General features: G+C 28.4%; 23 protein-coding genes. All 23 read left to right on the top strand.

Translation table 11 applies throughout. The annotated features are described in order from the left end of the window. Positions 1-8 precede the first annotated feature (8 nt). The gene (locus tag ACKTSI_RS06525; protein ID WP_068474255.1) at positions 9-1,001 is read left to right on the top strand and encodes a Fic family protein; all 993 of its coding nucleotides are present in this window, start codon (positions 9-11) and stop codon (positions 999-1,001) included. A gap of 132 nt (positions 1,002-1,133) precedes the next feature. After that, positions 1,134-2,582, top strand: a complete 1,449-nt coding sequence (gltX, locus tag ACKTSI_RS06520; RefSeq protein ID WP_201275133.1) for a glutamate--tRNA ligase — start codon at positions 1,134-1,136, stop codon at positions 2,580-2,582. A gap of 6 nt (positions 2,583-2,588) precedes the next feature. Continuing rightward, on the top strand, positions 2,589-4,295 hold the full coding sequence (locus ACKTSI_RS06515; protein ID WP_407862745.1) for a DUF2207 family protein: 1,707 nt from the start codon (positions 2,589-2,591) through the stop codon (positions 4,293-4,295). A 20-nt stretch (positions 4,296-4,315) separates the two neighbouring features. Further along, positions 4,316-4,861: a LemA family protein gene (locus ACKTSI_RS06510; RefSeq protein WP_201275131.1), complete on the top strand. Its 546-nt coding sequence runs from the start codon at positions 4,316-4,318 to the stop codon at positions 4,859-4,861. Positions 4,862-5,312: 451 nt separating this feature from the next. After that, positions 5,313-6,275 (top strand): metal ABC transporter solute-binding protein, Zn/Mn family, encoded by a 963-nt coding sequence (locus ACKTSI_RS06505; protein ID WP_407862744.1) that lies wholly within the window; start codon positions 5,313-5,315, stop codon positions 6,273-6,275. A gap of 67 nt (positions 6,276-6,342) precedes the next feature. Further along, on the top strand, positions 6,343-7,053 hold the full coding sequence (locus tag ACKTSI_RS06500; protein ID WP_288979266.1) for a metal ABC transporter ATP-binding protein: 711 nt from the start codon (positions 6,343-6,345) through the stop codon (positions 7,051-7,053). Between the two features lie 2 nt (positions 7,054-7,055). Next, on the top strand, positions 7,056-7,949 hold the full coding sequence (locus ACKTSI_RS06495; protein WP_201275128.1) for a metal ABC transporter permease: 894 nt from the start codon (positions 7,056-7,058) through the stop codon (positions 7,947-7,949). Beyond that, complete coding sequence (locus ACKTSI_RS06490; protein ID WP_407862743.1) at positions 7,937-9,046, top strand: metal ABC transporter permease; 1,110 nt, start codon at positions 7,937-7,939, stop codon at positions 9,044-9,046. The genes ACKTSI_RS06495 and ACKTSI_RS06490 overlap by 13 nt, the downstream gene beginning before the upstream one ends. A gap of 344 nt (positions 9,047-9,390) precedes the next feature. After that, a complete protein-coding gene (locus tag ACKTSI_RS06485; RefSeq protein ID WP_407862742.1) occupies positions 9,391-11,067 on the top strand; it encodes a hypothetical protein in 1,677 nt (558 codons plus the stop codon). 244 nt (positions 11,068-11,311) lie between these two features. Next, positions 11,312-12,370: an ABC transporter substrate-binding protein gene (locus ACKTSI_RS06480; protein ID WP_407862741.1), complete on the top strand. Its 1,059-nt coding sequence runs from the start codon at positions 11,312-11,314 to the stop codon at positions 12,368-12,370. A gap of 89 nt (positions 12,371-12,459) precedes the next feature. Then, the gene (locus ACKTSI_RS06475) at positions 12,460-14,145 is read left to right on the top strand and encodes an ABC transporter permease (protein WP_407862740.1); all 1,686 of its coding nucleotides are present in this window, start codon (positions 12,460-12,462) and stop codon (positions 14,143-14,145) included. Between the two features lie 8 nt (positions 14,146-14,153). Continuing rightward, a complete protein-coding gene (locus ACKTSI_RS06470) occupies positions 14,154-15,224 on the top strand; it encodes an ABC transporter ATP-binding protein (RefSeq protein WP_407862739.1) in 1,071 nt (356 codons plus the stop codon). 193 nt (positions 15,225-15,417) lie between these two features. Next, on the top strand, positions 15,418-16,080 hold the full coding sequence (locus ACKTSI_RS06465; RefSeq protein ID WP_407862738.1) for a hypothetical protein: 663 nt from the start codon (positions 15,418-15,420) through the stop codon (positions 16,078-16,080). A gap of 333 nt (positions 16,081-16,413) precedes the next feature. Beyond that, positions 16,414-18,378 carry a hypothetical protein gene (locus ACKTSI_RS06460; protein ID WP_407862737.1) on the top strand — a complete coding sequence of 655 codons (1,965 nt, stop codon included), beginning with the start codon at positions 16,414-16,416 and terminating at the stop codon, positions 18,376-18,378. A gap of 183 nt (positions 18,379-18,561) precedes the next feature. Further along, positions 18,562-19,014: a hypothetical protein gene (locus ACKTSI_RS06455; protein WP_407862736.1), complete on the top strand. Its 453-nt coding sequence runs from the start codon at positions 18,562-18,564 to the stop codon at positions 19,012-19,014. A 214-nt stretch (positions 19,015-19,228) separates the two neighbouring features. Continuing rightward, on the top strand, positions 19,229-20,212 hold the full coding sequence (locus ACKTSI_RS06450) for a hypothetical protein (RefSeq protein WP_407862735.1): 984 nt from the start codon (positions 19,229-19,231) through the stop codon (positions 20,210-20,212). A gap of 71 nt (positions 20,213-20,283) precedes the next feature. After that, on the top strand, positions 20,284-20,532 hold the full coding sequence (locus ACKTSI_RS06445) for a hypothetical protein (protein ID WP_068474294.1): 249 nt from the start codon (positions 20,284-20,286) through the stop codon (positions 20,530-20,532). A gap of 228 nt (positions 20,533-20,760) precedes the next feature. Next, a complete protein-coding gene (gene gatC, locus ACKTSI_RS06440) occupies positions 20,761-21,045 on the top strand; it encodes an Asp-tRNA(Asn)/Glu-tRNA(Gln) amidotransferase subunit GatC (RefSeq protein ID WP_068474297.1) in 285 nt (94 codons plus the stop codon). Beyond that, complete coding sequence (gatA, locus tag ACKTSI_RS06435; protein WP_308577714.1) at positions 21,045-22,451, top strand: Asp-tRNA(Asn)/Glu-tRNA(Gln) amidotransferase subunit GatA; 1,407 nt, start codon at positions 21,045-21,047, stop codon at positions 22,449-22,451. Before gatC ends, gatA begins: the two co-directional genes overlap by 1 nt. A gap of 1 nt (position 22,452) precedes the next feature. Further along, entirely contained in the window at positions 22,453-23,880 is a 1,428-nt protein-coding gene (gene gatB, locus ACKTSI_RS06430) for an Asp-tRNA(Asn)/Glu-tRNA(Gln) amidotransferase subunit GatB (protein ID WP_407862734.1), read from the top strand. Then, a complete protein-coding gene (gene rdgB / locus ACKTSI_RS06425; protein WP_068474307.1) occupies positions 23,880-24,482 on the top strand; it encodes an RdgB/HAM1 family non-canonical purine NTP pyrophosphatase in 603 nt (200 codons plus the stop codon). The genes gatB and rdgB overlap by 1 nt, the downstream gene beginning before the upstream one ends. Then, complete coding sequence (locus ACKTSI_RS06420) at positions 24,463-24,933, top strand: metallophosphoesterase (RefSeq protein WP_288979288.1); 471 nt, start codon at positions 24,463-24,465, stop codon at positions 24,931-24,933. Before rdgB ends, ACKTSI_RS06420 begins: the two co-directional genes overlap by 20 nt. 169 nt (positions 24,934-25,102) lie before the next feature. Further along, positions 25,103-25,420, top strand: coding sequence for a nitrous oxide-stimulated promoter family protein (locus ACKTSI_RS06415; RefSeq protein WP_407862733.1), 318 nt, complete (start codon positions 25,103-25,105; stop codon positions 25,418-25,420). Positions 25,421-25,636 lie beyond the last annotated feature (216 nt).

Raw genomic sequence — 25,636 nt, 5'->3', positions numbered from 1 at the left:
GTGATAATATGAGTGAATATAAACCACCTTACTATTTAACTGAAAATATGTTAAGTTTTGTGGCATCTATTTCAGAAAAATTAGGGAAATTGAATGTGTATAATGGATTGGAATCAAAACCACATTTGAGACGTAATAATAGAATAAAGTCAATACATTCTTCTTTGAAAATAGAGGCAAATTCTTTGTCTATTGGAGAAGTTAAGGATGTGTTAGATGGTAAAATTGTTCTTGGACCTGAAAGAGAAGTTCAAGAAGTGAAAAATGCTTATGATGCTTACGATTTAATATCAGAAATTAGCCCATATAGTATAGATGATTTAAAAAAAGTTCATGGAGTTATGACTAGAAATTTAGAGCTACAAGCTGGAGAATTTAGAAGTAGTGGAGTTGGCGTTTTTAATGGAGATAGTTGTATTTTTATGGCGCCACCATTTAAACAAGTCCCAAATCTTATAAGTGATTTATTTTTATGGATGGATGAAAATAAATTTAAAATTCATCCTCTAATAATGGGAGCTGTTTTTCATTATGAATTTGTTTTTATTCATCCATTTACAGATGGAAATGGACGTATGGCAAGATTGTGGCACACTTTGATTTTATCAAAGTGGAATCAATTATTTGAGTTTGTGCCGATAGAAAGTCAAATTGAAAAATTTCAATCTGGATACTATAAAGCTATATCTGATAGTCATAGTAATGGAAATTCAAATATTTTTATTGAATTTATCTTAGAGCAAATAGACTTTGTATTAGAACTATTATCTAATCAGGTACAAAGAGTTGATTATAATTTATCAGAATATTTAAAAAAGATGTTAGATGTTATGGAGTTTGGAATTCCTTATTCAACTACAAGTATTATGGAAATGTTAGGGCTTAAATCAAGAGAAACTTTTAGAAAAAATTATTTAAATCCGGCAATAAAATTAGGATTGGTAGTTCGTACAATACCTAATAAACCAAACAGTAAAAATCAAATGTATGTAAAAATATAAAAACATTAAAGCAACCAAATTGAAGTGGTTGCTTTTTTTATAGCTTTTCAATTCATATAATTCTTTACAAAAAAAGGTAATTGATATATAATTATCTTGAGATTATATTCATTATTTTAGGAGGAAAAGAAAATGGTTAGATTACGTTTTGCACCAAGTCCAACAGGATATTTACATATAGGAGGACTTAGAACTGCACTTTATAATTATTTATATGCTAAACAAAAAGGTGGAAAATTTTTACTTAGAATTGAAGATACAGACAGAACAAGATATGTTGAAGGAGCTATTGAAAATTTAATTCATGAGCTTAAGTGGTCAGGCGTTGAGGCTGACGAAGGAGTTTGCTTAGACGAAAACGATAAGATTACTGAAGTTGGAGAATGTGGTCCTTACATTCAATCTGACAGAGTTGAAAAAGGAATTTATAATAAATATGCAGAAGAACTTATAGAAAAAGGATATGCTTATTATTGTTTCTGTAGTAAGGAAAGACTTGACGATATAAAGAATCAACAAAAAGCTGACGGAAAGATTCCAAGATATGACGGACTTTGCAAGGGAATTAGCATTGAAGATGCTAAAAAGAGAATTGCAAATGGAGAAAGTTATGTAATTAGATTAAAGTTACCTGAAAATAGAGATATAGTTTTTGAAGATGTTATCAAAGGAAAAATCACAATAAATACAAATGATATGGACGACCAAGTTTTAATCAAAGCTGACGGTTTTCCAACTTATCATTTTGCAGTTGTTATTGATGACCATTTAATGGGAATTACTCATATTGTTAGAGGAGATGAATGGATTTCATCAACTCCTAAACATATTTATCTATATGAGGCATTAGGTTTTGAAAAACCGACTTTCGTTCATTTACCAACAGTTTTAAATAAGAGTGGTAAAAAATTATCTAAGAGAAATGACGATGCATCTGTTGAAGATTTCAGATTAAAGGGTTATTTACCTGAGGCACTTATAAATTATCTTGCGCTTGTTGGTTGGAGTCCTGAAAGTAATGAAGAAATTTTATCTTTAGAAGAAATGGTTGAACAATTCTCTTTTGAAAGAGTTTCAAAATCCGGTGGAGTTTTCGATGTTGACAAACTTGATTGGGTTAACGCTCAATACATTAGAAAAATGGAAATTTCAGAACTTGCTAAACTTGTTAAACCATATTTAGTTGATGCAGGTTTTGTTAAGGAAGATGTTTGTGAACAAAGACTTCTTCTTATCACAAAGACTTTCCAAGAATCTATTTCAAGACTTCCACAAATAGTTGAACAATCAAGATTTTTATTTGAAGATGTTGAAGTTGAACAAGATGCTGTGGAAATGAGAAATGTTGCTCATATAGAAATTTTGAAAGAAAAAATCAGAGAAGAATTATCTCAAATTGAAGAAATTGATGATGAAGTTGCTAAAGGCTTTATGAAAAAAATTCAAAAAGCATCAGGATTTAAAGGGAAAGATTTATATATGCCTGTTAGAGCATTGCTTACAGGTCAAGTTCATGGTCCTGAACTTTCAAATATTTTGGAAATTTTAGGTAAAGAAGAGGTTTTAAGAAGATTAGGGTAGGTTTTTATGAAAAATTTTAGAAATTTCGTAAAAAAGTTTTTTGTATTTTCTTTTATACTGATTAGTATCTTAGCGATACCACTTTCAAATGCTTTTGCAGATGATTTTTATGAAAATAAAATAAATGTAAAAATTAATAAAGACGGTAGTGCAGATATTGAAAGTATTATGGATTTCAAGCCAACTAAGGGAACTGAATACTATATTCCGATTGAAAATTTAGGAAAAAGTGAAATTAAAGATTTTAAAGTTTCAGAAATTTTAAATGGAAAAGAAATTCAGTATGAATCACTAGGGTTTGGTTGGAATACAAAAGCAAGTAGAGCACAAAAGGCGAAAAAGTCTGGAGTTGTTAAAACTTCAAATGGTTATGAACTTTGTTTCGGCTTTGGAGAATATAAAAGAAATACTTTTGTTTTAAGATATAAAGTTACAAATTTTGTAAAATTGTTAAATGATTCAGATATGATTTTCTGGAAATTTGTAAATGACAGCTTATCTGCTCCTCCACAAAAAGTTAGCGTTATTATTTCAAAGGAAGACGGAAAATTTGACAATACAAATTCTAAAATTTGGGCTTTTGGTAATAAAGGTAAAATTGAATTTATTGATGGTAAAATAGTTTTTAAAACTTTAGAAGGTCTTAGAAGTTCAAACTATGTAACTATTTTAACTCAGTTAAATAAAGGGGAAATAATTTCTGGAGAAAAAATAAATAAAGACTTTTCATATTATAAAGATATGGCTTTTAAAGGCTCACAATATAAAAAAACTACAAAACAAAGTGCCTTCAGTTTTAAGAAGTTATATAAATTGTTATATATTTTAGCAATTATACCACTTTTAAGAGGTTCTTTTAAAAGTAAAAGAATTAAAGGTGGATATAAAAAAGGCGATTTAAAGGGTGAATATTATAGAAGTTTGCCAACTAATGAATGGAAAAACTTATCAATGGTTTTGGATAGTGCAAAGTTTGATTCTGATAAGTCTATGATAAGGGCCTATTTCTTAAAATGGATACAAGATAAACTTTTGATTCCTATAACTGAAGAAACGGGATTTATATTTAAAAAAGAAACTATGTCTTTGAAGATAAATGACCATATAAAATATAATTTTGAAGATGAAAATGAAAAAAGTTTATTTGATATGGTTGAAGTTGCGTCAAGTGAGGACAGAATTTTACAACAAAATGAATTTAAAAAGTATTTATCTAAAGAGAAAAATAGAAGTGAATTTAAAAGAGTAACTGGAGTTTTTGACAAAAATTCTAAAGCCTTTTTAATACAAAATGGTTTTTTAAGTAAAAAAGATAACGGAAAAATTTTGTTGGAATATAACGAAAATGGTAAAGAGTTTACTAAAAATTTAGTTGGTTACTATAATTATTTGAAAGATTTTACTCTTTTAAGTGAAAGAGAAGTTTCAGAAATAAAAGTTTGGAAAGATTTATTAATTTATGCGACACTTTTTGATGTTGCAGAGGAAGTTCAAAAACAATTAAAGAAATTAGCACCGGAAGTTTTGGAAGAATATGATGTCGATGTAAATTCGTTACATACTGCGATGATATATTCATCAGTATTCTCAAATACATTTGTAGATGCTTATTCAACTGCTGTTGCAAGTTCATCAAGTGGTGGAGGAGGTTTCTCCAGCAGAGGTGGAGGTAGAGGCTCTTTTGGTGGAGGCTCCGGTGGTGGCACTAGATAATATAAAAGGAGGAATGTACAATGATATTGTATATAATTTTAGGGATTGTAGTTCTTTTAGTACTTTGGATTATAGCAGGATATAATAAACTTATAAGACTAAGAGAAATGGTTAAGAATGCAATGGGACAAATTGCAGCAAATGTTGAATCAAGATGGGACGCTTTAAAATCTTTGATTGATGCAACTAAAAAGTATTCTGAACATGAATCAGAAACATTGAAAAATGTAATTGCACAAAGAGGTGGCGTAAACAGTAACAGTACAGTAAAAGATATTGAGGCTGATAACAATATGTTTACACAAGCTCTTTCAAGACTTGCAGTAGTTGTTGAAAATTATCCGGAATTAAAAGCCAATACATTGTATTTAAATACAATGGATAAAATTGACTCTTATGAACAAGATGTTAAAAATTCAAGAATGGTTTACAATGATACTGTTACTAAATTTAACAGAACAATGTTAGTATTCCCATTAGTTTTAATTTCAAGAATGATGGGCTTTACTGAATACGAATATTTCAAAAATACAGAAACAAAAACAAATCCACCAAGTTGGGATTAGTAAAAGGCACTCGAAAGAGTGCTTTTTTATTATGAAATAACAAGGTTCTAAGTTATTCACTCGATGCAAAGCATCGTGTAAGGGTGTTTATTGTGTAAAAAATTGTAATGTGTTAAAATCTAATTTAGATAGAGTAAAGAGGTATTTATGAAAAATTTTAGAAAATTTGTATTTTTTATTTTTTGTATTTGTTGGGATTTTATTAATGCCACTTTCAAACAACTTTTTTTGTGGAAATTTTTATAATTGAAATAAATTTTCAAACTAAAAAGGAAATTTGTGTAAAAAATTATAATCTGTAATTATAAAATGTTGAAAAATTAATATTTTATCAAGTGAAAAATATTTTTATAAAAATAAGTAATAATAATTGATATTATTTAAAAAATATGGTAATATATATAAGGAGAGAAAAATAAATATTCTTCAAGAAAAATTTAGGAGGAAAAGTATGAAAAATAAATTTATTTTATTACTTGCGTTAGTGCTTTCAGTAGGAGTTTTGGGAGCTTGTACAAAGAAAGCTGACGATAAAATGAAAAAGGAAGAAAAGAAAACTGAGCAAAAGGCTGAAAAGAAAAAAGTTATTGCTACAAGTACAATGCTTACAGACTTGGTAAAGCAAATAGGTGGAGATAATTTTGAAGTTGAAGGAATGATGAAAGCGGGGGTTGACCCTCATTTATACAAACCGACTGCTGGAGATGTTGAAAAACTTGAAAAGGCTGATGTTGTTGTTGTAAACGGATTACATTTGGAAGGTCAAATGGGAGAAGTTTTACAAGGTCTGGAAAAACAAAATAAAAATGTTGTAACTGCCGCTAACAATATTCCAAAAGAAGATTTACTTCCTTGGGAAGAAGAAGGTGCAGGTCCAAACGACCCTCATATGTGGTTCAGTATTAAAAACTGGAAAGTTGCCGCAAAGAATGTTGCTGAAGGTTTAAAGAAAGCTGATAGCTCAAAATCTGCTGAGATTGATAAAAATCTTGCAAAATATGAAAAAGAACTTGATGAACTTTCTGCTTATATAAATAAAAAAGTTAAAGAGTTACCGGAAAATCAAAGAGTTTTAGTTACTGCTCATGACGCTTTTAACTATTTTGCAAAGGAATTCGGTTTTAGAGTAGAAGCAATTCAAGGAATTAGTACAGAATCAGAAGCAAGTGCAGCTGATATAAAGAAACTTTCAGATTTTTTAGTTAAAACAAAAATAAAAGCAGTTTTTGTTGAATCTTCAGTTCCTAAGAAAACAATTGAATCTTTAGTTGAATCTTGTAAAGCTAAAGGTCATAATGTAAAAATAGGTGGAGAATTATATTCTGACTCATTGGGAGATGATAATACAAAAGAAAATACTTATATCTCAATGTATAAATACAATATTGACACAATAGTTGACGCTTTAAAATAAACTTAAAAAAAAATCTCCTAACTATATACTTATTGTAGTGGGAGATTTTTGTATTTTGGAGGAAAAAATGAACGATATAGCTGTAAAGGTTGAAGATTTAACTATTGCCTATTATTCAAAGCCGGTTGTTTGGGACGTTGATTTGAATATTAAAAAAGGCAAACTTACTGCGATTTTAGGTCCGAATGGTGCCGGTAAATCGACTTTGTTAAAGGCGATGTTAAATTTGATTCCTATTTCATCAGGAAAAATTTTATTTTTTGATAAAACTTATAAGGAATTTAGAAAAAATATTTCCTATGTACCACAGAGTGAGTCTGTGGATTGGGACTTTCCAACTGATGTACTGGACGTTGTTATGATGGGAACTTATGGGAAACTCGGTTGGATAAAAAGAGCCGGAAAGAAAGAGAAAGAATTATCTTTAGAGGCTTTAAAAAAACTTGGTATGGAAGAATATGTTGACAGACAAATAAGCGACCTTTCAGGAGGACAACAACAAAGAGTTTTCTTGTCAAGAGCATTGGTTCAAGACAGCGAAATTTATTTTCTTGACGAGCCTTTAAAGGGTGTTGATGCCAAGACTGAAAAAGAAATTATGAGAATTTTAAAAGAGCTTAGAGATTCAGGAAAGACTATCGTAGTTGTTCATCACGATTTGCGAACAGTTGAAGAATATTTTGATGATGTTGTACTTTTAAATAAATTAGTTGTTGCATCAGGCTCAGTCAAGGACGTTTTTATAGAAGAAAATATAAATAAGGCTTACAGGGTGTAGATATGAATGGAATTTTAGATTTACTTACGGACTATACTTTTTTGATGATTACAATAGGCTCCGGACTTTTGGGACTTTTAAGTGGAGTTATGGGAGTTTATGTTACGGTAAAGAAACAAGGGCTTATTTGTGATGCAATTAGCCATTCAACACTTCCGGGAGTTTGTATTGCCTTTATGGTGCTTGGAATTAAAAATTTAGAATTTTTACTTTTAGGAGCATTTATTGCTGGAGTTGTATCGGCACTTCTCATTTTTGGAATAGATTTGAAGTCAAAAGTAAAGTTTGATAGTGCATTGGCAATAGTTTTGTCAACATTTTTTGGACTTGGTGTTGTACTGCTTGCACTTATTCAAAGAAAAGCAAATACAAATCAAGCAGGTCTCGATAAATTCATATTCGGTCAAGCCGCTGCATTTTTAAAAAAGGATATTTATTTTTTAATTGGAATAATTATTTTAGTTTTATTTGTAATTTTATTATTCTGGAAAGAGTTGAAGTTATATTCATTCGACCCTGAATTTGCACAAACAAAAGGATTTTCGATAAATATAATGACTGGAATTTTAATAGTTTTACTCGTTATTTCCATTGTAATGGGAATTCAATCAGTTGGAGTAATTCTTATGAGTACAATGCTTATTGCACCACCGGTTGCAGCAAGACAATGGACTGACAAATTTAATATTATGATGATTTTATCAGGAATTTTCGGTGCGTTTTCAGGAATAGTCGGTTCATTTATAAGTATGTACTACAAAGGCTTGTCAACCGGACCTGTCATAACGATAGTTGCAAGTATAATTGTATTTTTCAGTATATTATTTTCGCCGAAAAAAGGAATTTTGTTTGTTAAAAAGAGAACAATGCAAGGAGGGACTAAATGCGACAATTAGAAATTTTAATAGCTGTTAGTTTAGTTTCAGCTGCTTGCTCATTGCTTGGACCATTTTTGATTCTTAGAAAAATGTCAATGATGATAGATTCCATAACACATACAATTTTGCTTGGAATTGTAATTGCATTTTTCATTACAAAAGATTTAACAAGTCCTTTATTGATTGTTGGAGCAGGACTTGTTGGAATACTTACGGTATTTTTAACAGAACTCATAAACCAAAAGACAACTTTACACGAAGATGCATCAATCGGACTTGTATTTCCTTTTTTATTTAGTATTGCGATAATAATAATTTCAAAATTTTTAAGAGGAGTACATTTGTGTATTGACTCCGTTTTGGTCGGAGAAGTTGCTTTCTCTGTAATTCCAAGAATAGAATTTTTTGGATATGAGGGCTCAAAAGTTATTTTTGTTATGGCAGTAATATTTTTAATAGATTTAATTTTTATTGGAGTTTTCTTTAAAGAATTAAAAATTTCTACATTCGATAAAAATTTGAGTTTGATTTCAGACTTTGCGCCTGCTGTTATCTATTACGCTTTAATGAGTTTAGTTTCAATTACAACAGTTGGTGCTTTTAACGCCGTTGGTTCAATTCTTGTAATTTCATATATGGTTGTGCCGTCTGCTTGTGCATATCTTTTGACTCACGATTTAAAGAAGATGATAGTTATAAGTGTATTTGTTGGAGTTTTAAGTAGTGTGTTGGGATTTTATTGTGCATATATTTACGACCTTTCAATCGCTGGAACAATAGCAGTTGTAAACGGAATAATCTTTTTCTTGGTATTCATATTTGAGCCGAGAAACGGAATTATAAGAAAGATTGTAAATGAAAGTAGAAAAAGAACTGAATTTGCAGAGGTTACAATGCTATTGCATATTATAAATCACGAAAATACAGAGAATGAAAAAGTTGAATGTAATATTTCAAAAATAAATGAGCATTTGTGTTATGCAAAAAATAAATTTGAAAAAGTTTTAAAGAGTATTATAAATAAAAAACTTGCCTATATAGATAATAACATCATAAAAGTTACCGATATTGGCAGAGAAAAGACTTTGAATAAATTTGATGAATGGATGAAGTAAAATAGAGATAATCTTTTGATTATTTATCTTTATTTAAATTTACGAAGTAATTATTTTAAAAATTTAATAAAAAATTAAAAGAGAGACAATTTTTCATAAAAAATCTCTCTTTTTTTGTACTCTTGGTATCACATCATTTACAAATGTACAATTATAAATAATTTAAATGATTTTGCATTTATAGTATAATAAATATAATTTCGCTATTTCTGTGCGAAATAATATTTATTTCACCATATTCACCTTTGAAAAAATATCTAAACAGGAAATATGGTATAATAATGGTATAAAATTTTTATTTAATGAAATAAAAATTATTATAGCAAGAAAGTGTAGGAAACAAAGTGAAAGAGGAAGATATAGGTATTAAGTATTGTAGAAATTTTATTGAAAATAAAAACAATTATATTAAATATTTAGGTGTTTCAGAAAAAGGACAATACATTTTTATAGAAGAAAATAAATATGTATATAAAATAGATTATGATTATAATTTAGATATTGTAGAAATAAAAAAAATAAAAATTGATAATCAAGTTGATTATTATGTTGAGTCAAAAAATGGTGCATATTATTATTCTAAAAGCGATAATTCAATATATAAATATGAAGAACAATTAAAGAAAAGATGCTTAAGAAAAAGTTTTTATAGCTTAGAAAGTGATGAAAAGTTAATACATTTAAAAGTAGTAAATAATAATATTATATTTTCTACTACAAAATTAAGATTAGTTTTTTTGAGTTTAGAAACTTTTAATGTTGATAAAATAATATATCTTGATAAAAATTTTTTTATAGAACCTTTTTGGTTTGAAATTTTAGATGAAAGAATATTGATAGTTGATGCATCTGCGAATTGTGTACATGAAATTAGTTTTAATGGTGAAATTTTGTGGACATATGGTAAATATAATGATCCAGGATATGAAAATAATAGATTGTTTATACCTGTTTCTGCCATGAAATATAAAAACGAATATATAATTTCAGAACAAAGAGGTCATAGGATTATAAGTGTTTCTAAAAATAAAGAGATTTTAAAAATATATGGTAATACATCTAAAGTCGGTAATTTAAAATATGGCTTTTGGGCTCCGTCTATAATGGGATATTATGGAGATAAAATTTTAATTGCTCAATGTAAAGGTTCGAATCTTAATATTATTTTATTAAATACAAAAACTGGGAAAACTAAATCAGTTTATGGTAATTCCATAATAGAATCTTCTATTTTTAATTTTCCTAGAGTGATAGCATGGTCAAAAAAATATAAACTATTAGCTATAGCCGATAGTGGAAATAATGAGATAAAAATAATGAAAAATAATAAAGTATTAACAGTATTAACTAAATTTAATGGGAAGGGTCTTCAATTTCCAAGATATGTTAGTTGGAATGATGAAAAATTATTGATTACAGATAGTAAAAATCGTAGATTAATATATTATGATTACCAATTAAAAGAATATATTGAGTTTAGTTCTGAATTGTTTAATAATAATTTTGATAAAAAGGACTGGTTACAATCAGCTATTTTAAAAGATAATTATTTATTAGTATCATCTTCAAACAAATTTGTGGTATATTCAATTGAAAATTATAATTTAATATTTGATAGTTCTTTAGTAAATTATAAATTTAAGGATATACATAGTGTGAGTTTTTCTTCTTTAACTAAATTTTTAGTTGCTGATACCGGTAATAATTCTGTTGTTGAAGTAAATATAGATAAAAGTTTTAAAGTTATAAAAAATGTAAATTTAAATGGGCATCATATTAAGTTAAAAAAGCCTAGATATTTTTGTAAAGAATTTAATAAGTATCTAATTGTAGATAGCGGTAATTCTAAGATTTATATTATTGATAATATTAATGATATGAATGTATTATCTTGTATTGGTGAAAAAAGAGGTTTAGGTTATAAAAGATTTTCATTGCCAAGATGTGCTTGTTTTAAAGATGATAAAAATATATTTATATCCGATACTGATAATCATAGAATAGTTTTAAGAAATATATAGTTAATTTATTTGTTGTTTTAATTATACAGGATATTCTCTTTTTTGTTTGTATTCGTTTTTGTTATGTTTTAAATATTTAAACAATAGTTTATATTTTTACTTTTATATATATATCAATGTTGTTAAAAGGAAATTATTTTGTTAAAATATTAAAAAATTGTAGATTTTTTTATAAAAATTTAGTATAATCAGTTTAGATTGTTTATACAATTAAAAATATAATATTTTTCATTAGGAGGATTTTATGAGAAAAAAATTTTTAGCACTTATGCTATCTGCATTAATGATTGGTGCTACTGCTTGTGGAGCAAAGACAGAAAAAAAAGATGAAGTAAGTAACAATATGAAATCAAATGAAGAAGTTACAGGTAAGGTAAGAATCTATACTTCAATGTATGAAGATATAATAGATAATATGAAACCTGCTCTTAAAAAGAAATTCCCTAAGTGTGAAGTTGAATTTTTCCAAGGTGGAACAGGTACTTTACAAACAAAAGTTGCAGGGGAAATCGAAGCCGGAAAACTTGCTTGTGATATAATAATGGTTGCAGAACCATCTTATGCTTATGAGTTAAAGGAAAAGAAGATTTTACATAAATTTGAAATTGAAAACAAGGATAAATTAGCCTTTGAATATGATAAAGAAGGTTATTGGTATCCTGTTAGAATTTCTAATATGGTATTAGCTTATAATCCTGAAAAAACTAAGAAGGAAGATATTGCTCAAAGTTTTAAAGAATTTGCAGAAAAAGAAACATTGGCAGGAAAAATATCCATGTCAGACCCATTAAAATCAGGTACAGCTCTTGCAGCAGTTAGTGGTTTGAAGGACAAATATAATGAAGAATATTTTACAAAATTAGCTAATAAAAAAGTTGCTGTTGAGGCAGGAAGTGTAGCTTTAGCTAAACTTGAAACAGGAGAAATGGATGAACTTATGATTCTTGAAGAGTCAGTTCTTAAGAAGAGAGAAGAAGAAAAATCACCTCTTGAAGTTATTTATCCTAAAGACGGAACAATTGTAGTTCCTTCACCAATTATGGTTATAGATGAAAAATTAACTGAAAATAAAAATACAAAAGCAGCTGAGGCCATTTCAAAATGGTTCTTATCAGAAGAAGGTCAAAAATATATAGTTAAGGGATGGATGCATTCTGTACTAAAAGACTTCTCTGAAGTTCCTTTTGATGCAATTAAAACTTCTGAAATTACAGCAAATAGTATAAATGTTAAATGGGAACAATTAGTTAAAGATAGAGATTCTCTAAGAAAGATGTTTACAGATACAATTGGTAAGAAATAAATTCACAGAATAATTTGAAATTATTGTTTCAAAATAAAAAAATATAACGGGGGGGAGGAAACTCCCTCTTGTTAATGAAAGGTTATTTTATGCAAAAGACAGAAAGAAAATTTAAATTAGATATAAAGTGGATAATAATGTTGTCGATAGTTGCGTTTTTAATTGTTTTTGAAGTTTTTCCACTTTTGTATCTTTTTGTTAAGTCCGTATTTCCAAATGGAAGTTTTACTCTTGAAGCTTTCAAAAGAGTATATAGCTATGATGCAAACTTTATAGCTGTAAAAAATACTATTGTAACGGCAGTTGCAACAACTTTTTTTGGAATGTTAATAGCTTTTCCTCTTGCATTTTTAGTAGGAAGAACTAATTTATACGGAAAAAAAATATTTAGAACTATGTTTGTTATTACATATATGGTTCCTCCTTATGTAGGAGCAATGGCTTGGCTTAGACTTTTAAATCCAAGGGTTGGAACTTTGAATACGCTTATTCAAAAAGTATTTGGGCTTAGTCAACCAATTTTTAATATTTATAGTGTATGGGGAATGGTTTGGGTTCTTACTTGTTTTTATTATCCTTATGCCTTTATAACAATTTCTCGTGCAATGGAAAAGATGGATCCTTCTCTTGAAGAAGCTGCTAGAATTTCAGGTGCAAGTCCTTTAAAGACTTTATTTACAGTTACAATTCCAATGATGACACCAAGTTTAATCGCTGCAGGACTTTTAGTTTTTGTAACAGCTGCATCATGTTATGGTATTCCTTCAATAATAGGAGCTCCAGGACAGATTCATACTGTTACAACCAGAATAATTGAGTTTGTTCATATAGGAAACGAAGAAGGCATAATTGATGCTACAACTCTAGCGGTATTTTTGATGATAATTGCAAATGTAGTTTTGTATTTTTCAACATTTGTACTAGGAAAAAAACAATTTATAACTATGAGCGGAAAATCTACAAGACCTGTAATAGTTGATTTAGGAAAATGGAGAACTCCTCTTACAGTATTAGTTTCTATTTTTGCTTTTGTTGTAGTAATAGTTCCTTTTATAACCGTAGCTCTTACGTCTGTAACTGTTAATATGGGTAAATCATTGTCTTTATCAAATATTTCATTTAAGTTTTGGAAACAAATGCTTGCAAGAGATAGCATATTAAGTTCGACAATAAACAGTTTAGTTGCTGCTTGTGCTGCTGCATTTTTAGGAATAATAATTTCTTGTATGATGGCTTATTTGCTTGAAAGAACAAAAGTAAAGGGAAGAAAAATACCTGACTTTTTGATTACTGTAGGTTCAGGAACTCCAAGTATTGCAATAGCTCTTGCCCTTATAATGACAATGAGTGGTAAATTTGGAATAAATATTTATAATACAATTTATATTATGATAATCGCATATATGATTAAGTATATGTTAATGGGAATGAGGACTGTAGTTTCAGGAATGAGTCAAGTACATCCTTCTTTAGAAGAGGCATCTCAGATTTCAGGAGCCGGTTGGCTTAGAATGATTAAAGATGTTACAGCTCCTTTAATAATGCCGTCAATAGTTGCAGGTATATTCTTAATCTTTATGCCTTGTTTTTATGAACTTACTATGAGTACATTGTTGTATTCATCTCATACAAAGACTATCGGTTTTGAACTTTATAATTATCAAACTTATCACAGTCAACAGATAGCCAGTGTACTTGCTACTGCGATTTTGATTTTTGTATTATTAGTAAATTGGATTTTAAATAAACTTACAAAAGGTAAGTTTTCAATTTAGGAGGAAAAATGTCAACAATTACAATAAAAGAAATAAGTAAAGCTTTTGGAAATGTAGAAGTTTTAAAACCTTTTACAGAAACTTTCGAAGATGGTGAATTTATAACTCTATTAGGACCTTCAGGTTGCGGTAAAACAACAATGTTAAGACTTATAGCTGGATTTGAAAAACCTACAAGTGGAGAAATACTAATAGGAGATAATGTTGTTTCCGGAGGAAAAACTTTTGTTCCTCCTGAAAAAAGAGATATAGGAATGGTGTTTCAATCTTATGCTGTTTGGCCTCATATGAATGTTTTTGACAATGTTGCCTATCCTTTAAAAATATCAGGTGTTAAAAAACAAGAAATAAAAGAAAGAGTTGAAAAAGTTTTAGAGATAGTTCATTTATCTCAATATAAAGATAGAATACCGTCAGAGCTTTCAGGTGGACAACAACAAAGGGTTGCTCTTGGACGTGCTTTAATTGGAAAGCCTAAGTTGCTTTTACTTGATGAACCTCTTTCAAACTTAGATGCAAAACTTAGAGAAGAGATGCGTTTTGAAATAAAAGAGATACAAAAAAGACTTGGAATTACAGTTGTTTATGTAACTCACGACCAAATAGAGGCTATGACAATGAGCGACAGAATAATTTTGATAAATAAAGGAGTTGTTCAACAAATTGGAACTCCTGAAGAAATTTATAGAAATCCTGCAAATCCTTTTGTTGCAAATTTTGTCGGTCGTGTTAATTTTATTAAGGGAGTTGTAAAAGACGGATTTGTTGAAATTTCAAATACCGGAAAGAAATTACCTTATGACGGAGATAAAAAGGGCAATGTTATAATTGCAATAAGACCTGAGGCTTTAAGAATAGATGAAAAAGACGGAACAATTGATGCAAAACTTGTAAGTCAATTTTATCTTGGGGATGTGAATGACTGTAAAGTTGATTTGGGAAATGAAAATATAGTTAGAGTTATCGACCATGTTGAAACTTACGGAATGTTTGAAGAAAATTCAAATATAAAACTTAGAATTAAAAACTTCATGGTATTTGACGATGACGGAAAAGATTACACAAAGATAATAACATAAAAATTAATTTTAAAGCTATTGAATTTTTCAATAGCTTTTTTATGTTTTATAGTCATCTTTTTTTATTTAAAATTATCAAACAAGATATTTATTTGCTTTATCAACTATACTTGACTAGTTAATTAATATAATGTTAAAATTAATGTCGATATTGATTATTATATTAATATCAAAATTTTTTGAGGAGGGTTGTATGAATAATACAAAAAAATTATTTAAAACTTGTTTAGCTATGCTATTCGTCTTTAGTATGTTGCTTACAAGTTTTTCAAATTTATTTACTTATGCAGAGCGTAGTTCTGATAAGATTACAGAAGTTAATGTAAAGGATGTTTTCGGTTATTTTGTTGTAAATATAAAGCCGGCTGAATTGACTTCTAAAATAAAAGGTATTTCAATTAATGAAAAAAAAGCTGAATTAAGTAGTAAATATCAAGTTTGGGGAAGTAAAGATAAGTATTATATAGAAAACGAGGATATATATTTACCACAATTAGAAGATGAAACGATTTTAACTTTTAAAGGTGAAAATGATATTGAATTAGGAAAGTTTAAATACAGTAAATCATCTAAGAAATTTACAAAAGTTAAATCATCTTCAAGTGAAGAAGTTCCAACTGAACCGAAAAAAAAGAAAGACGAAAAGAAAGATGAAGAAACTCCTGTTGAAAGTAAAATTACATCAGTTATTGGAGATAAAGGAACAGGATTTGGTTCATACTATACTTTAACAGTTTTGCCAAAAGAAATTTTAAAAGAAATTGATGGCTTAGAAGTTGGAGTTAAACCTTTTGTAAAAACTGATTCTAAAATAGCTGTTTTTGGAAATAAATTTATGGTTGAAAAAGAAAGTTGAAAAATCTATCTAGGAAATACTCCAAATAATAATACTGTAATTGTTTTTAAAAAAGGTGATAAAGTTTTAGGAAAGTTTAAAAAGATTGATGATACAAAATATGAAGTTGTAAATTCTAAAGGGTTAACAGATAAGAAGTTACATGTTAAACTTGAGGGAACTTTTGAATCTGCTGTTGTTAATCAAAAGAAATATGATTCAGTTACTGCTGCAACAGGATCCTCTGTTGTAACTAAGAACAGCGATGTCGTTGTTAAAATTGCTGAAACTGAAAAAGGTCAAGAACCTAAAGAATCAGATTGGAAGTTGGTTAAAGATTCAGCAGAAATTAATTTGAGCAAAAGTACAATGAAAGTTAATGATGAAACTATGGGAATGGAACCGGTTTATCATGTTTCAGATAGTAGCGTAACTCTTAATGGTATTCCTAAAAAAGCGGGAACTTTCAATGTAATTGTTGAGGCAAAAGACGAATTAGGCAGAACTGCTACGTCAAACCCACTTACTTTTAAGGTTTATGACCTGAAAAAAGTAAAATTATCAGAGCAATTAAAGACAACAGATTTCAAAAAAGTTGAACATGGGGCTAAAATGGAATGGGATATGGAGCCTTGGTACATTGAACTTTTTGATAAAGATGTAAAAGAAACTCCAACAAGTATGACAGTTCCTAAAGAATTGGGAATTTGGCATGGTTCACATCAAAGCGGTGTTTATGGTGTTCTAGGTTATGCTGTTGAACAAGACAAAGAACCACATCAAAAACTTATTCTTGAAAATGGAACAGATTTAACTATAAAGAATATGAAAATTCTAAGTAGTGTTGAAATTGTAGTTAAAAATGGCGCAAAACTTAATTTCTATGATTCATCATTATATGGAAAAATTACTGTTGAAAATGGTGGAAAGTTCCAAATGAACTATGATAGCTATAACAACAAATTTTTAACAGGCTCATCAATCAATGGACAACTTGTATTAAAAGACGGTTCAACAGTTGAATCTTCATTAATTTATTCAAATGCAAATAATTTAACAGACGGTAAAAAAGCTCGTAGAATTGATACTCCTGTTGTTAAAGTTGAAGGACATGTAACTTTGAATGGAAAAGTTTATGTTCGTGGAGATGAATCAGCAACTGGTTCTAAGAAAGATGGAAAACTTTACAAAGGACAACCTGCTATGGAACTTGCAGAAGGGGCAAAATTAACAATTACTAAAGGCTCCGAACTTGGAGTTTTTGGTGGAGGTCGTAATGCGACAACTACATTCGGTGGAAGTGCTTTATGCTTAGGAAAAGGAAGTTCTGTTGAAGGTGAAGGAAAATTAATTGCCGTTGGTGGAGATGGACAACTTGCTGGAGATGGTGCAGATGCTGTCGTTGGAGAAGGAACTATCGCAACTGCTGAGGCTTATTTACAAGGTGGAAATGCCCTTAATAAAAATCATAAAGTTGGAAAGCCTTATGGGAAAAATGTAAAAATTTCTGAAAAAACTGTTGGTTATGCAAAAGACGGAATTATGAATCCAACTGAAGAACAAAAACTTAAATCTCCATATTGGACAGGAGTTAAAGCGCCGGAAGAAAAAGTATTGAAAAATGCTGATACAAAAGGAGCACCAACAATTATTAAAAAAGAAGATAAAGTTGTTGACCCTAAAGAAAAGAAAGAAGAACCGAAAGTTAAACCGGAAGAAAAAGATAATGGAGTAAAACCTGAAATCAAAGACAAAAATAAGGATAAAGAAAAAAATAACAAAGAAAAAGGTAAAGAAGTTAAACCTGAAGAAAATAATAACGAAGTGCCTGAAGTTAAAACAACAAATAAAATCGTAAATGAGGAATTTAAAGCAAGTGTTGAGTCAAAAGATATGAATTCCGATTTAAAATTAATGATTAAAAAATTGGATAAAAATACTGTTGATGCACTAAAAAATAAAGATGCTGATTTATATGATATTTCATTTACATTAGGAAATAAAAACTCAGTTAAGATGCCAAAGCAAGAATACAAAGTAACATTACCAAAAGAAAACGGTAAAGTTGTAAGTGCTGTTTATTTTGTAAATGAAGAAGGAAGTTTAGAAAAATTACAATTTACACAAGATGATAAAAATGTAACTTTCACAACAACTCATTTCTCAAAATATGCCGTTGAGTACAAGACTGAAAAGAAAGCCACTAAAGAAGTTGAAAAATCAAAATTAGTAAAGACTTCTATTGCAGGAGCAAGCGCTATATTACCAACATTACTTTTAGGTGTTATGTTTGTTGCAAATAAAAAAAGAAATAAATAAATATTTTATAAAAGAGTCGTTTAACGCGACTCTTTTATGTTTTAAACTATAATTTAATAAATATTTATTTAAAAGCTATTGACGTATTTTTATTTGTTTAGTATAATTTAGATAGTTAATAATATTTTTCAAAAATATATAAAGATTTATATAATTTACATAAAATTTTCAAGGAGGTAATTTATGAAAAAATTTTTTAAAAAGTTAATTTTGATTTTGCCTGTTTTCGTTGTTCTTTCAGGTTGCGCTAAGAGTTCTAATGTTAATGAAGACAATACAAAAGCACAAAAGCATATTGTTAGAAAAGCAAGTAAAGAAGTTCAAGAAGTTTGTGGATATTATTATGCTTCTGATTCGCAAATTGTTATAGATAATGGAGAATATTATGGAGTTCCTTGTTTGTATTACAAAGCTAAGCCGATAGACTTTGATAATTGTTCAAAAGAGTCCGTTAAAAAACTTCGTGGTGATTTTACGGATGACGGAAATTTTTTAGAACCGAAAGTTTTTGAAGAAGGTGGAAAAAAGTATTTAACAGCTGATTTCTTCCCTGAAAGAAAATTTTGGATAAAAGATGAAAAGACAATAGTCGATACTGAAACAAATACAGAATATATAAAAGGCGAGCCTAAATAAAAAAATTAAAAAGTTGAGAAATTTGGTTTATTACATCTTATAAATTGTGATAAAGTAAATTATTTCATTATATTAAATCTTTATATAAAAGGAGATTATGTTACTATGATATATGATTATTTAAGTAGGTATAAAAATGGAGATTTATATAGATTTATATAGTGATTAGTTAATATGTTTGTTATTTTAATTTTTCTTAGGAGGAAATATAAATATGAAAAAATTATCTAAAATTGCGATGTTTTTAATTGTAATTATGTTAATAAATTTTACAAATACTATTTTAGCACACGAAGAAGTTAATGGGTTAAATATTATATATTCTAACCATAGTGAGGATAGTTATCGTGAATTAATTGAGTATAAAAATTGTAAATATTATTTTGAGGACACGAAAAAGTACACTATTAGTATAACCTATAATAAAGATAATGGATTTATTATAGACTTAAAAGATAAGTTGGATAATACTATATCTAATACCAAAATTATTAAAAATTATTATAATGATGATGTTTTTTTGGAAATTCGTGATTCTGTTTTAAGTAAAAATATAGTTTTTATGGAAGTTGAAAAAATTAGAGATACAAATATAGGTGATAAATTATCTAAGGAGATGAAGAAAGTAACTTTTGATGATTCTATTTCTAAAAATAAATATTTAAGTGGTGGGTCTGACCCAATTGATGATGAAGAATATAAAGACTATATAAAAGCTTATAATGAACTTGTTGAAGAATACGGGACACCTTATAGGCAAAAATATTTATCATCGTTAATTTATAAAGGACATAAAGCAGAACTTTTTCAAAACAAAACTTTTCAGATATACCCCGAGACAACTGAAAGTAAATTATTTGCTGCTGGAACATTAATAGGTGTAGTTGCGTCGTTTCTTTCAGTTCCTGAATCTGTAATACTTATTATTTGTTCTGTGGTATCTAATGCGTTAGGCCTTTGGGCATTAGCTTTTGGCTATAAACCTAAAGTTATGACTGCAGACGTTAATTATGGAAAAGAAATAAAAGTTTATAATTATTGGCCTTATAGATCAGATAAAATTAATCATGGTAGAGTGCTTATAGGAGATAGAAATGGAGCTTATGTTTATAGAAATACTTGGAAAAATAACGATTATGAATATGATGAAAATTTGATGAAAAAAGCTATTGATAATTATCTAAGGATTGTGAATTGATTATGTTGTTATTGTATAGAATAATGCTTTTAATATGTGGTTTATATAATATAATTATGGGGGTTTTATACTTGAATAATAAATGTCAAAAAAAGATAATTCCTTACTATAAGATTGATGATATTTCAGAAGATTTAAAAAATGATTTAATGAAAAAATTTGGTAAATTGTGTTTGTTTTTTGGAATTATTTTATTGACGATACCATTACTATTGAATACTGTTAGAAAGATGATAGTTTTTTGTATTATTATGGTAACTGTATTATTAATTTTAAAGATTAAGTTATTAGATTATAGAAAATCCATATTAAAAGAATAAATATTAATTGTATTAAAAATTTTTAAATTATATGTATTAATGTTAAAAAGACTTGAAAATAAAAAAATTCAAGTTTTTTTTACATTTGGTTCTAAAAATGCTATAATTTTATATATAAGTTTATTGGCTAAGATTTTAACGGAAATTTCGTTGATTAAAATAAAGACGGAAATAATGTTCTAATCTCATTTACAAGGATAAATAATAAAATTTTAATAGGAGATTTTTATGGTTACTAAGGAAGAAGTAAAGAAAATTTATTATCTTGCAAACTTGAATGTAAAGGAAGAAGAACTTTCTAGCATTGCTAAAAAGTTTGATGATGTTCTTGTTTTTGCAAATGAAATTATGGAACTTGATACTTCAAGTTGTAGTGGTCTTGAAATAGTTGTTGAGCACAATAGTCCTTTGAGAGAAGATGTTGTGGAGGAAAGTATTTCTAGGGAAGATGCACTTTTAAATGCAAGTGATAAAGAGTATGGATATTTTAGATTGCAAAGGGTTGTGAAATAATGGATATTTTAAGTATAAGAGAAGATTTTATTAGTGGTAAGGTGGATTTAGTTTCATTTTACGATGATGTTATAAAGAGAATTGAAGATAAAAAAGATTTGAATATTTTTCTTGATTTTTCTAAAGAAAAAGTTATGGAAAGAGTTAATTTTTTAAATGAAAAATTAAAAAATGGCGAAAAATTAGGTTCACTTTTTGGTATTTCCATTTCAATTAAGGACAATATCTTAGTTAAGGGTTATAAAAATACTTGTGGCTCAAAAATTTTAGAAAATTTTTCTCCGATTTTTAATGCTACAATTATTGACCGACTTTTAGAAGAAGATGCTGTTATTTTAGGTAAAGTAAATATGGACGAATTTGCTATGGGTGGTTCAGGAGAAACTTCATATTTTGGGGCAACAAAAAATCCACTTGATGAAAGTTTAATTCCTGGAGGGTCATCTTCCGGCTCTGCAAGTAGTGTAAGTGCCGATCTTGCTATGATTAGTTTGGGTTCAGATACTGGTGGCTCTGTTAGAAATCCTGCATCTTTTTGCGCCTGTGTTGGATATAAACCAACTTATGGTATGATTTCAAGATATGGTGTTGTTTCTATGGCAAGTAGTTTAGACCAAGTTGGAATTTTATCAAATGATGTTAAGTCAATTTTACCTATTATAAATGTAATAGGCGGTTTTGATGAAATGGACGCTGTTACTATGAGAGATGCTGTAAATTTCAAAGAAGATAGTGAATTTTCATTAAATGGAATTAAGATTGCGACAGTTTCTAATTTGGAACAATACGAACTTGATGAAGTTGTTTTAAATGATTATAAAAAGGCGATTGAAAATTTAAAAAATCAAGGTGCGATAATCGAAGAAGTAGATTTTAAATATATTAAACATTCTACAAATGTATATAATGTTGTTATGAGTTCTGAAGTTTCAAGTAATATGTCAAGATTTGACGGTATTAGATATGGATACAGAACTGAAAATTATGAATCAACTAGAGAGCTTTTCACAAATACAAGAAGTGAAGGTTTTGGGGAAGAAGTTAAGAGAAGAATTGCAATGGGAACTTTCTACCTTGCAAGCTCAAACAATCAAGCACTTTACAAAAAAGGCTTGGAAGTTAGAGAGTTGATAAGTAAGGAAGTAAACGAAGTGCTTTCAAATTATGATTTTATCTTAACTCCGACTACAACTTGCCTTCCAAGAAAAATTGGAGATGAAAAGGAGAATGCTTTAAGTGCTTATGCAGGAGATACTTTTAATGTTCCTGTAAACTTTGCCGGACTTCCTGCTATTTCTGTGCCTTTAAATCTTAAAAAAATTGGTGGAAGTGTTCAATTTATAGGTAAGAGATTTGATGATGAAAAACTTTTAAATCTTGCAATGAATTTTGAAAGGGGGCTTTAATATGAGTTTAAAAACTATAATAGGACTTGAAATTCATGTTGAGTTACAAACTGAAACAAAAATGTTCTGTGGTTGTAAAAATGAATATGGTTGTCCTCCAAATACGAATGTTTGTCCAACTTGTTTAGGACATCCGGGAACTCTTCCGAGAATAAATAAAAGAGCGATTGAATATGCGATAATGGCAGGTAATGCTTTTAATTGTGAAATTTCAATGGATATGAAAATGGATAGAAAAAAATATTTTTATCCCGACTTGGTTAAGGGTTATCAAATTACTCAAGAGAGAACTCCGATTTGTAAAAATGGTTATATAGAAATTGAAACTGAAAATGGAGTAAAAAAAGTAAGATTACAAAGAATACACATAGAAGAAGATACGGGAAAATCAATCCACAACGAAAGTGGACATACTCTTATGGACTACAACAGAGCTGGTGTTCCACTAATAGAAATTGTATCTGAGCCTGATATGAATAGTCCTGAAGAAGCTATTGCATTTTTGACAAATCTAAAGGAAACTATAAAATACCTTGGAATTTCAGATGTAAAAATGGAAGAAGGCTCACTTCGTTGTGATGTAAACTTGAATGTTGTTGATGAAGAAACAGGTTTTAAAACAAAAATTACAGAAATTAAAAACCTAAACTCATTCAAAGCTGCACTTCGTGCAATGGAGCATGAACAAAAAAGACATATAGAAAATGTTAAAAATAATATTATTGGCGAAAAAGAAACTAGACGTTGGGATGAGGCAAAACTTGAAACTATAATTATGCGTCATAAAGAAGAGGGAAATGATTATAGATTTAGCGTTGAGCCTGATATTCCTTATATAACTCTTGAAGAAAGTTTTGTTGAAAGCATTAAGGAAAAGATGCCTGAACTTCCAAGAAATAAGAAAAATAGATTTTTAGCTGAATACAAACTTTCAGAATATGATGCAAATGTATTAACTCAAAATAAATATTTGTCTGAATATTTTGAAAAAGTTGTAAAAAAGGTTGATGATGCAACTCTTGTTTCAAATTGGCTTTTATCTGATGTTTTAAGAAGAGTTAAAGATTTGGAAATTGAATTTGAGGAAATTCCTTTGAATATAGAATCTTTTTCCAGTCTTTTGAAATTGGTTAAAGAAAATAAGATTAATGCAAATGTAGGTAAAAAACTTCTTAGAGAATTATTTGAAGAGGGAGATTTTGACCCACTTAAAGTTGTTGAAGAAAGAGGACTTATCCAAATTTCTGACGATAGTGCATTGATTAAAATCGTTGAAGAAGTTCTAAGCAACAATCCGTCATCAATTGAAGACTATAAAAATGGAAAAGACAGAGCTTTAGGATTTTTGATGGGACAATGTATGAAGGCGTCAAAAGGTAAAGGAAATCCACAAAAGTTTAATGAATTGATTTTAGAAAGGTTAGTTTAATGAAAAAAGTAGCTTTATCTACGGACAATAAAAACAAAGTTAAAGAGATATTTGCGATTTTAAGCAAATATGACTTTGAAATTGTAACAAAATCAGAACTTGGTGTAACAGAAGAATTTGAAGAAATTTATGATACACTTGAAGGAAATTCAAAATTAAAGGCTGAAAAGTTGAGAGAATATTGTTCCTTTGCTGTTTTAGCTGATGATACAGGACTTTTTGTAAATGCTTTAAATGGAGAGCCTGGAGTTTTATCTGCAAGATATGCAGGAGAACATGGAAATAGTGAAGCAAATAGAAAAAAACTTTTAAAAAATCTTGAAGGAAAGTCGGATAGAAGCGCATATTTTAAAACTGTTATCGTCTTTGTTGACGAAAATGGAGATGAATATGTAGCAAAAGGAATTTTAAAAGGAACTATTTCAACAGAAGAACGTGGCGAAAATGGTTTTGGATATGATAAAATTTTCATTCCTGAAAATATGGATAAAACTTTAGCAGAAATTGGAGCAGAAGAAAAAAACAAATTTAGCCACAGAAAAAGAGCCTTAGAAGATTTGAAAAATATTTTAGGTGATAGATATGATAGTAGCAGTTGTTAGTGATACTCATGGAATCGTACTTCCGGTTGCATACAGTTTACAAAGAAATAAAGTTGACATCGTCCTTCATCTTGGAGATGATGTAGATGATTCAAGAAAAATTGAACAAATTACAGGAATGGAAGTTTATGCAGTTCGTGGGAATAATGATATAAACGAAAATGACACGCCCGAAGATTTGGTTTTAGAAATTAGAAGAAAGAAATTCTTTTTAACTCATGGACACAATTATGATGTTGATAACGGAATAGAAAAAATAGTTGAAAAAGCTAAAGAATTAGGGGCTGACTATGCTCTTTTTGGACATACTCATGTTCATCTAAGAGAAAGAGTTGACGGAATAACAATTTTAAATCCAGGAAGTACAACACTTCCAAGACATGGAGATACAAAGGGATATTATATCGTAAACTTAATTGAAAAAAGTGTAAATAGAATAAATTTAAAATAATCGGCTTTATAACCGACCTTTTGGTCAGTTATTAGCTGATTTTTTTCTATGGAGGAATATATGAAGGTAAGAAAAATGGGTATCGTATCTTTAAGATGTATTATTCCTTTTGGAATAAACGCAAAAGCAGATATTGAAAGGCAAATAATAGAATTTAAAGAATAAAGATATGAAAAAAAGTGTTGAAAAGAAAAGAGATAGAGAGAAAAAAGTAATAACTGAAATGGTAAAACTCTATTGCAAGAAAAATCATAAAAATGGAGAATTATGTGATGAATGCAATGAGGTTTTAAATTATTCTATAAAAAGAATTGATCATTGTAAATTTATGGAGACAAAAACTTTTTGTTCAAATTGTAAATCTCCCTGCTATAGTCCAAAAATGAAAGAAAAAATAAAACAAATTATGAAATTTTCAGGACCTAGAATGTTATTCTATCATCCATTATTAGTTATTTATCATATAATAAGTGGATTAAAAAAATAAATAAAAAAATTAATTTTAAATAAAAAATTTTTATATAGAAAACAGTACTGAATTTTTGTCGTGAAATAGTTGATAAACACTGAAATTTGAATATTTATTTAACATATTTCTTTTAAGTTATTCATTGACTTTAATTTAATTTTGTAATATATTTAACTTGATGAATTATTGGGTAAAAGATAAAAAATAATAATTTTTATGAAAAAGATTTTTTTA

The sequence above is a fragment of the Parvimonas parva genome (genome assembly GCF_045866535.1).
GTDB lineage: Bacteria > Bacillota > Clostridia > Tissierellales > Peptoniphilaceae > Parvimonas > Parvimonas parva.
The sequence above is the reverse complement of the archived record's forward strand: the minus strand, read 5'-3'. Positions and strand labels throughout refer to the sequence as shown.

What these genes read in the sequence shown, in the direction of transcription:
- gatB (WP_407862734.1), top strand. Translation starts at nt 22,453, where the DNA reads ATGAGTTTAAAAACTATAATAGGACTTGAAATTCATGTTGAGTTACAA.
- ACKTSI_RS06465 (WP_407862738.1), top strand. Translation starts at nt 15,418, where the DNA reads ATGAATAATACAAAAAAATTATTTAAAACTTGTTTAGCTATGCTATTC.
- ACKTSI_RS06450 (WP_407862735.1), top strand. Translation starts at nt 19,229, where the DNA reads ATGAAAAAATTATCTAAAATTGCGATGTTTTTAATTGTAATTATGTTA.
- ACKTSI_RS06480 (WP_407862741.1), top strand. Translation starts at nt 11,312, where the DNA reads ATGAGAAAAAAATTTTTAGCACTTATGCTATCTGCATTAATGATTGGT.
- ACKTSI_RS06495 (WP_201275128.1), top strand. Translation starts at nt 7,056, where the DNA reads ATGAATGGAATTTTAGATTTACTTACGGACTATACTTTTTTGATGATT.
- ACKTSI_RS06490 (WP_407862743.1), top strand. Translation starts at nt 7,937, where the DNA reads ATGCGACAATTAGAAATTTTAATAGCTGTTAGTTTAGTTTCAGCTGCT.
- gatC (WP_068474297.1), top strand. Translation starts at nt 20,761, where the DNA reads ATGGTTACTAAGGAAGAAGTAAAGAAAATTTATTATCTTGCAAACTTG.
- ACKTSI_RS06470 (WP_407862739.1), top strand. Translation starts at nt 14,154, where the DNA reads ATGTCAACAATTACAATAAAAGAAATAAGTAAAGCTTTTGGAAATGTA.
- ACKTSI_RS06420 (WP_288979288.1), top strand. Translation starts at nt 24,463, where the DNA reads ATGATAGTAGCAGTTGTTAGTGATACTCATGGAATCGTACTTCCGGTT.
- ACKTSI_RS06500 (WP_288979266.1), top strand. Translation starts at nt 6,343, where the DNA reads ATGAACGATATAGCTGTAAAGGTTGAAGATTTAACTATTGCCTATTAT.
- rdgB (WP_068474307.1), top strand. Translation starts at nt 23,880, where the DNA reads ATGAAAAAAGTAGCTTTATCTACGGACAATAAAAACAAAGTTAAAGAG.
- gatA (WP_308577714.1), top strand. Translation starts at nt 21,045, where the DNA reads ATGGATATTTTAAGTATAAGAGAAGATTTTATTAGTGGTAAGGTGGAT.
- ACKTSI_RS06510 (WP_201275131.1), top strand. Translation starts at nt 4,316, where the DNA reads ATGATATTGTATATAATTTTAGGGATTGTAGTTCTTTTAGTACTTTGG.
- ACKTSI_RS06475 (WP_407862740.1), top strand. Translation starts at nt 12,460, where the DNA reads ATGCAAAAGACAGAAAGAAAATTTAAATTAGATATAAAGTGGATAATA.
- gltX (WP_201275133.1), top strand. Translation starts at nt 1,134, where the DNA reads ATGGTTAGATTACGTTTTGCACCAAGTCCAACAGGATATTTACATATA.
- ACKTSI_RS06415 (WP_407862733.1), top strand. Translation starts at nt 25,103, where the DNA reads ATGAAAAAAAGTGTTGAAAAGAAAAGAGATAGAGAGAAAAAAGTAATA.
- ACKTSI_RS06505 (WP_407862744.1), top strand. Translation starts at nt 5,313, where the DNA reads ATGAAAAATAAATTTATTTTATTACTTGCGTTAGTGCTTTCAGTAGGA.
- ACKTSI_RS06455 (WP_407862736.1), top strand. Translation starts at nt 18,562, where the DNA reads ATGAAAAAATTTTTTAAAAAGTTAATTTTGATTTTGCCTGTTTTCGTT.
- ACKTSI_RS06525 (WP_068474255.1), top strand. Translation starts at nt 9, where the DNA reads ATGAGTGAATATAAACCACCTTACTATTTAACTGAAAATATGTTAAGT.
- ACKTSI_RS06515 (WP_407862745.1), top strand. Translation starts at nt 2,589, where the DNA reads ATGAAAAATTTTAGAAATTTCGTAAAAAAGTTTTTTGTATTTTCTTTT.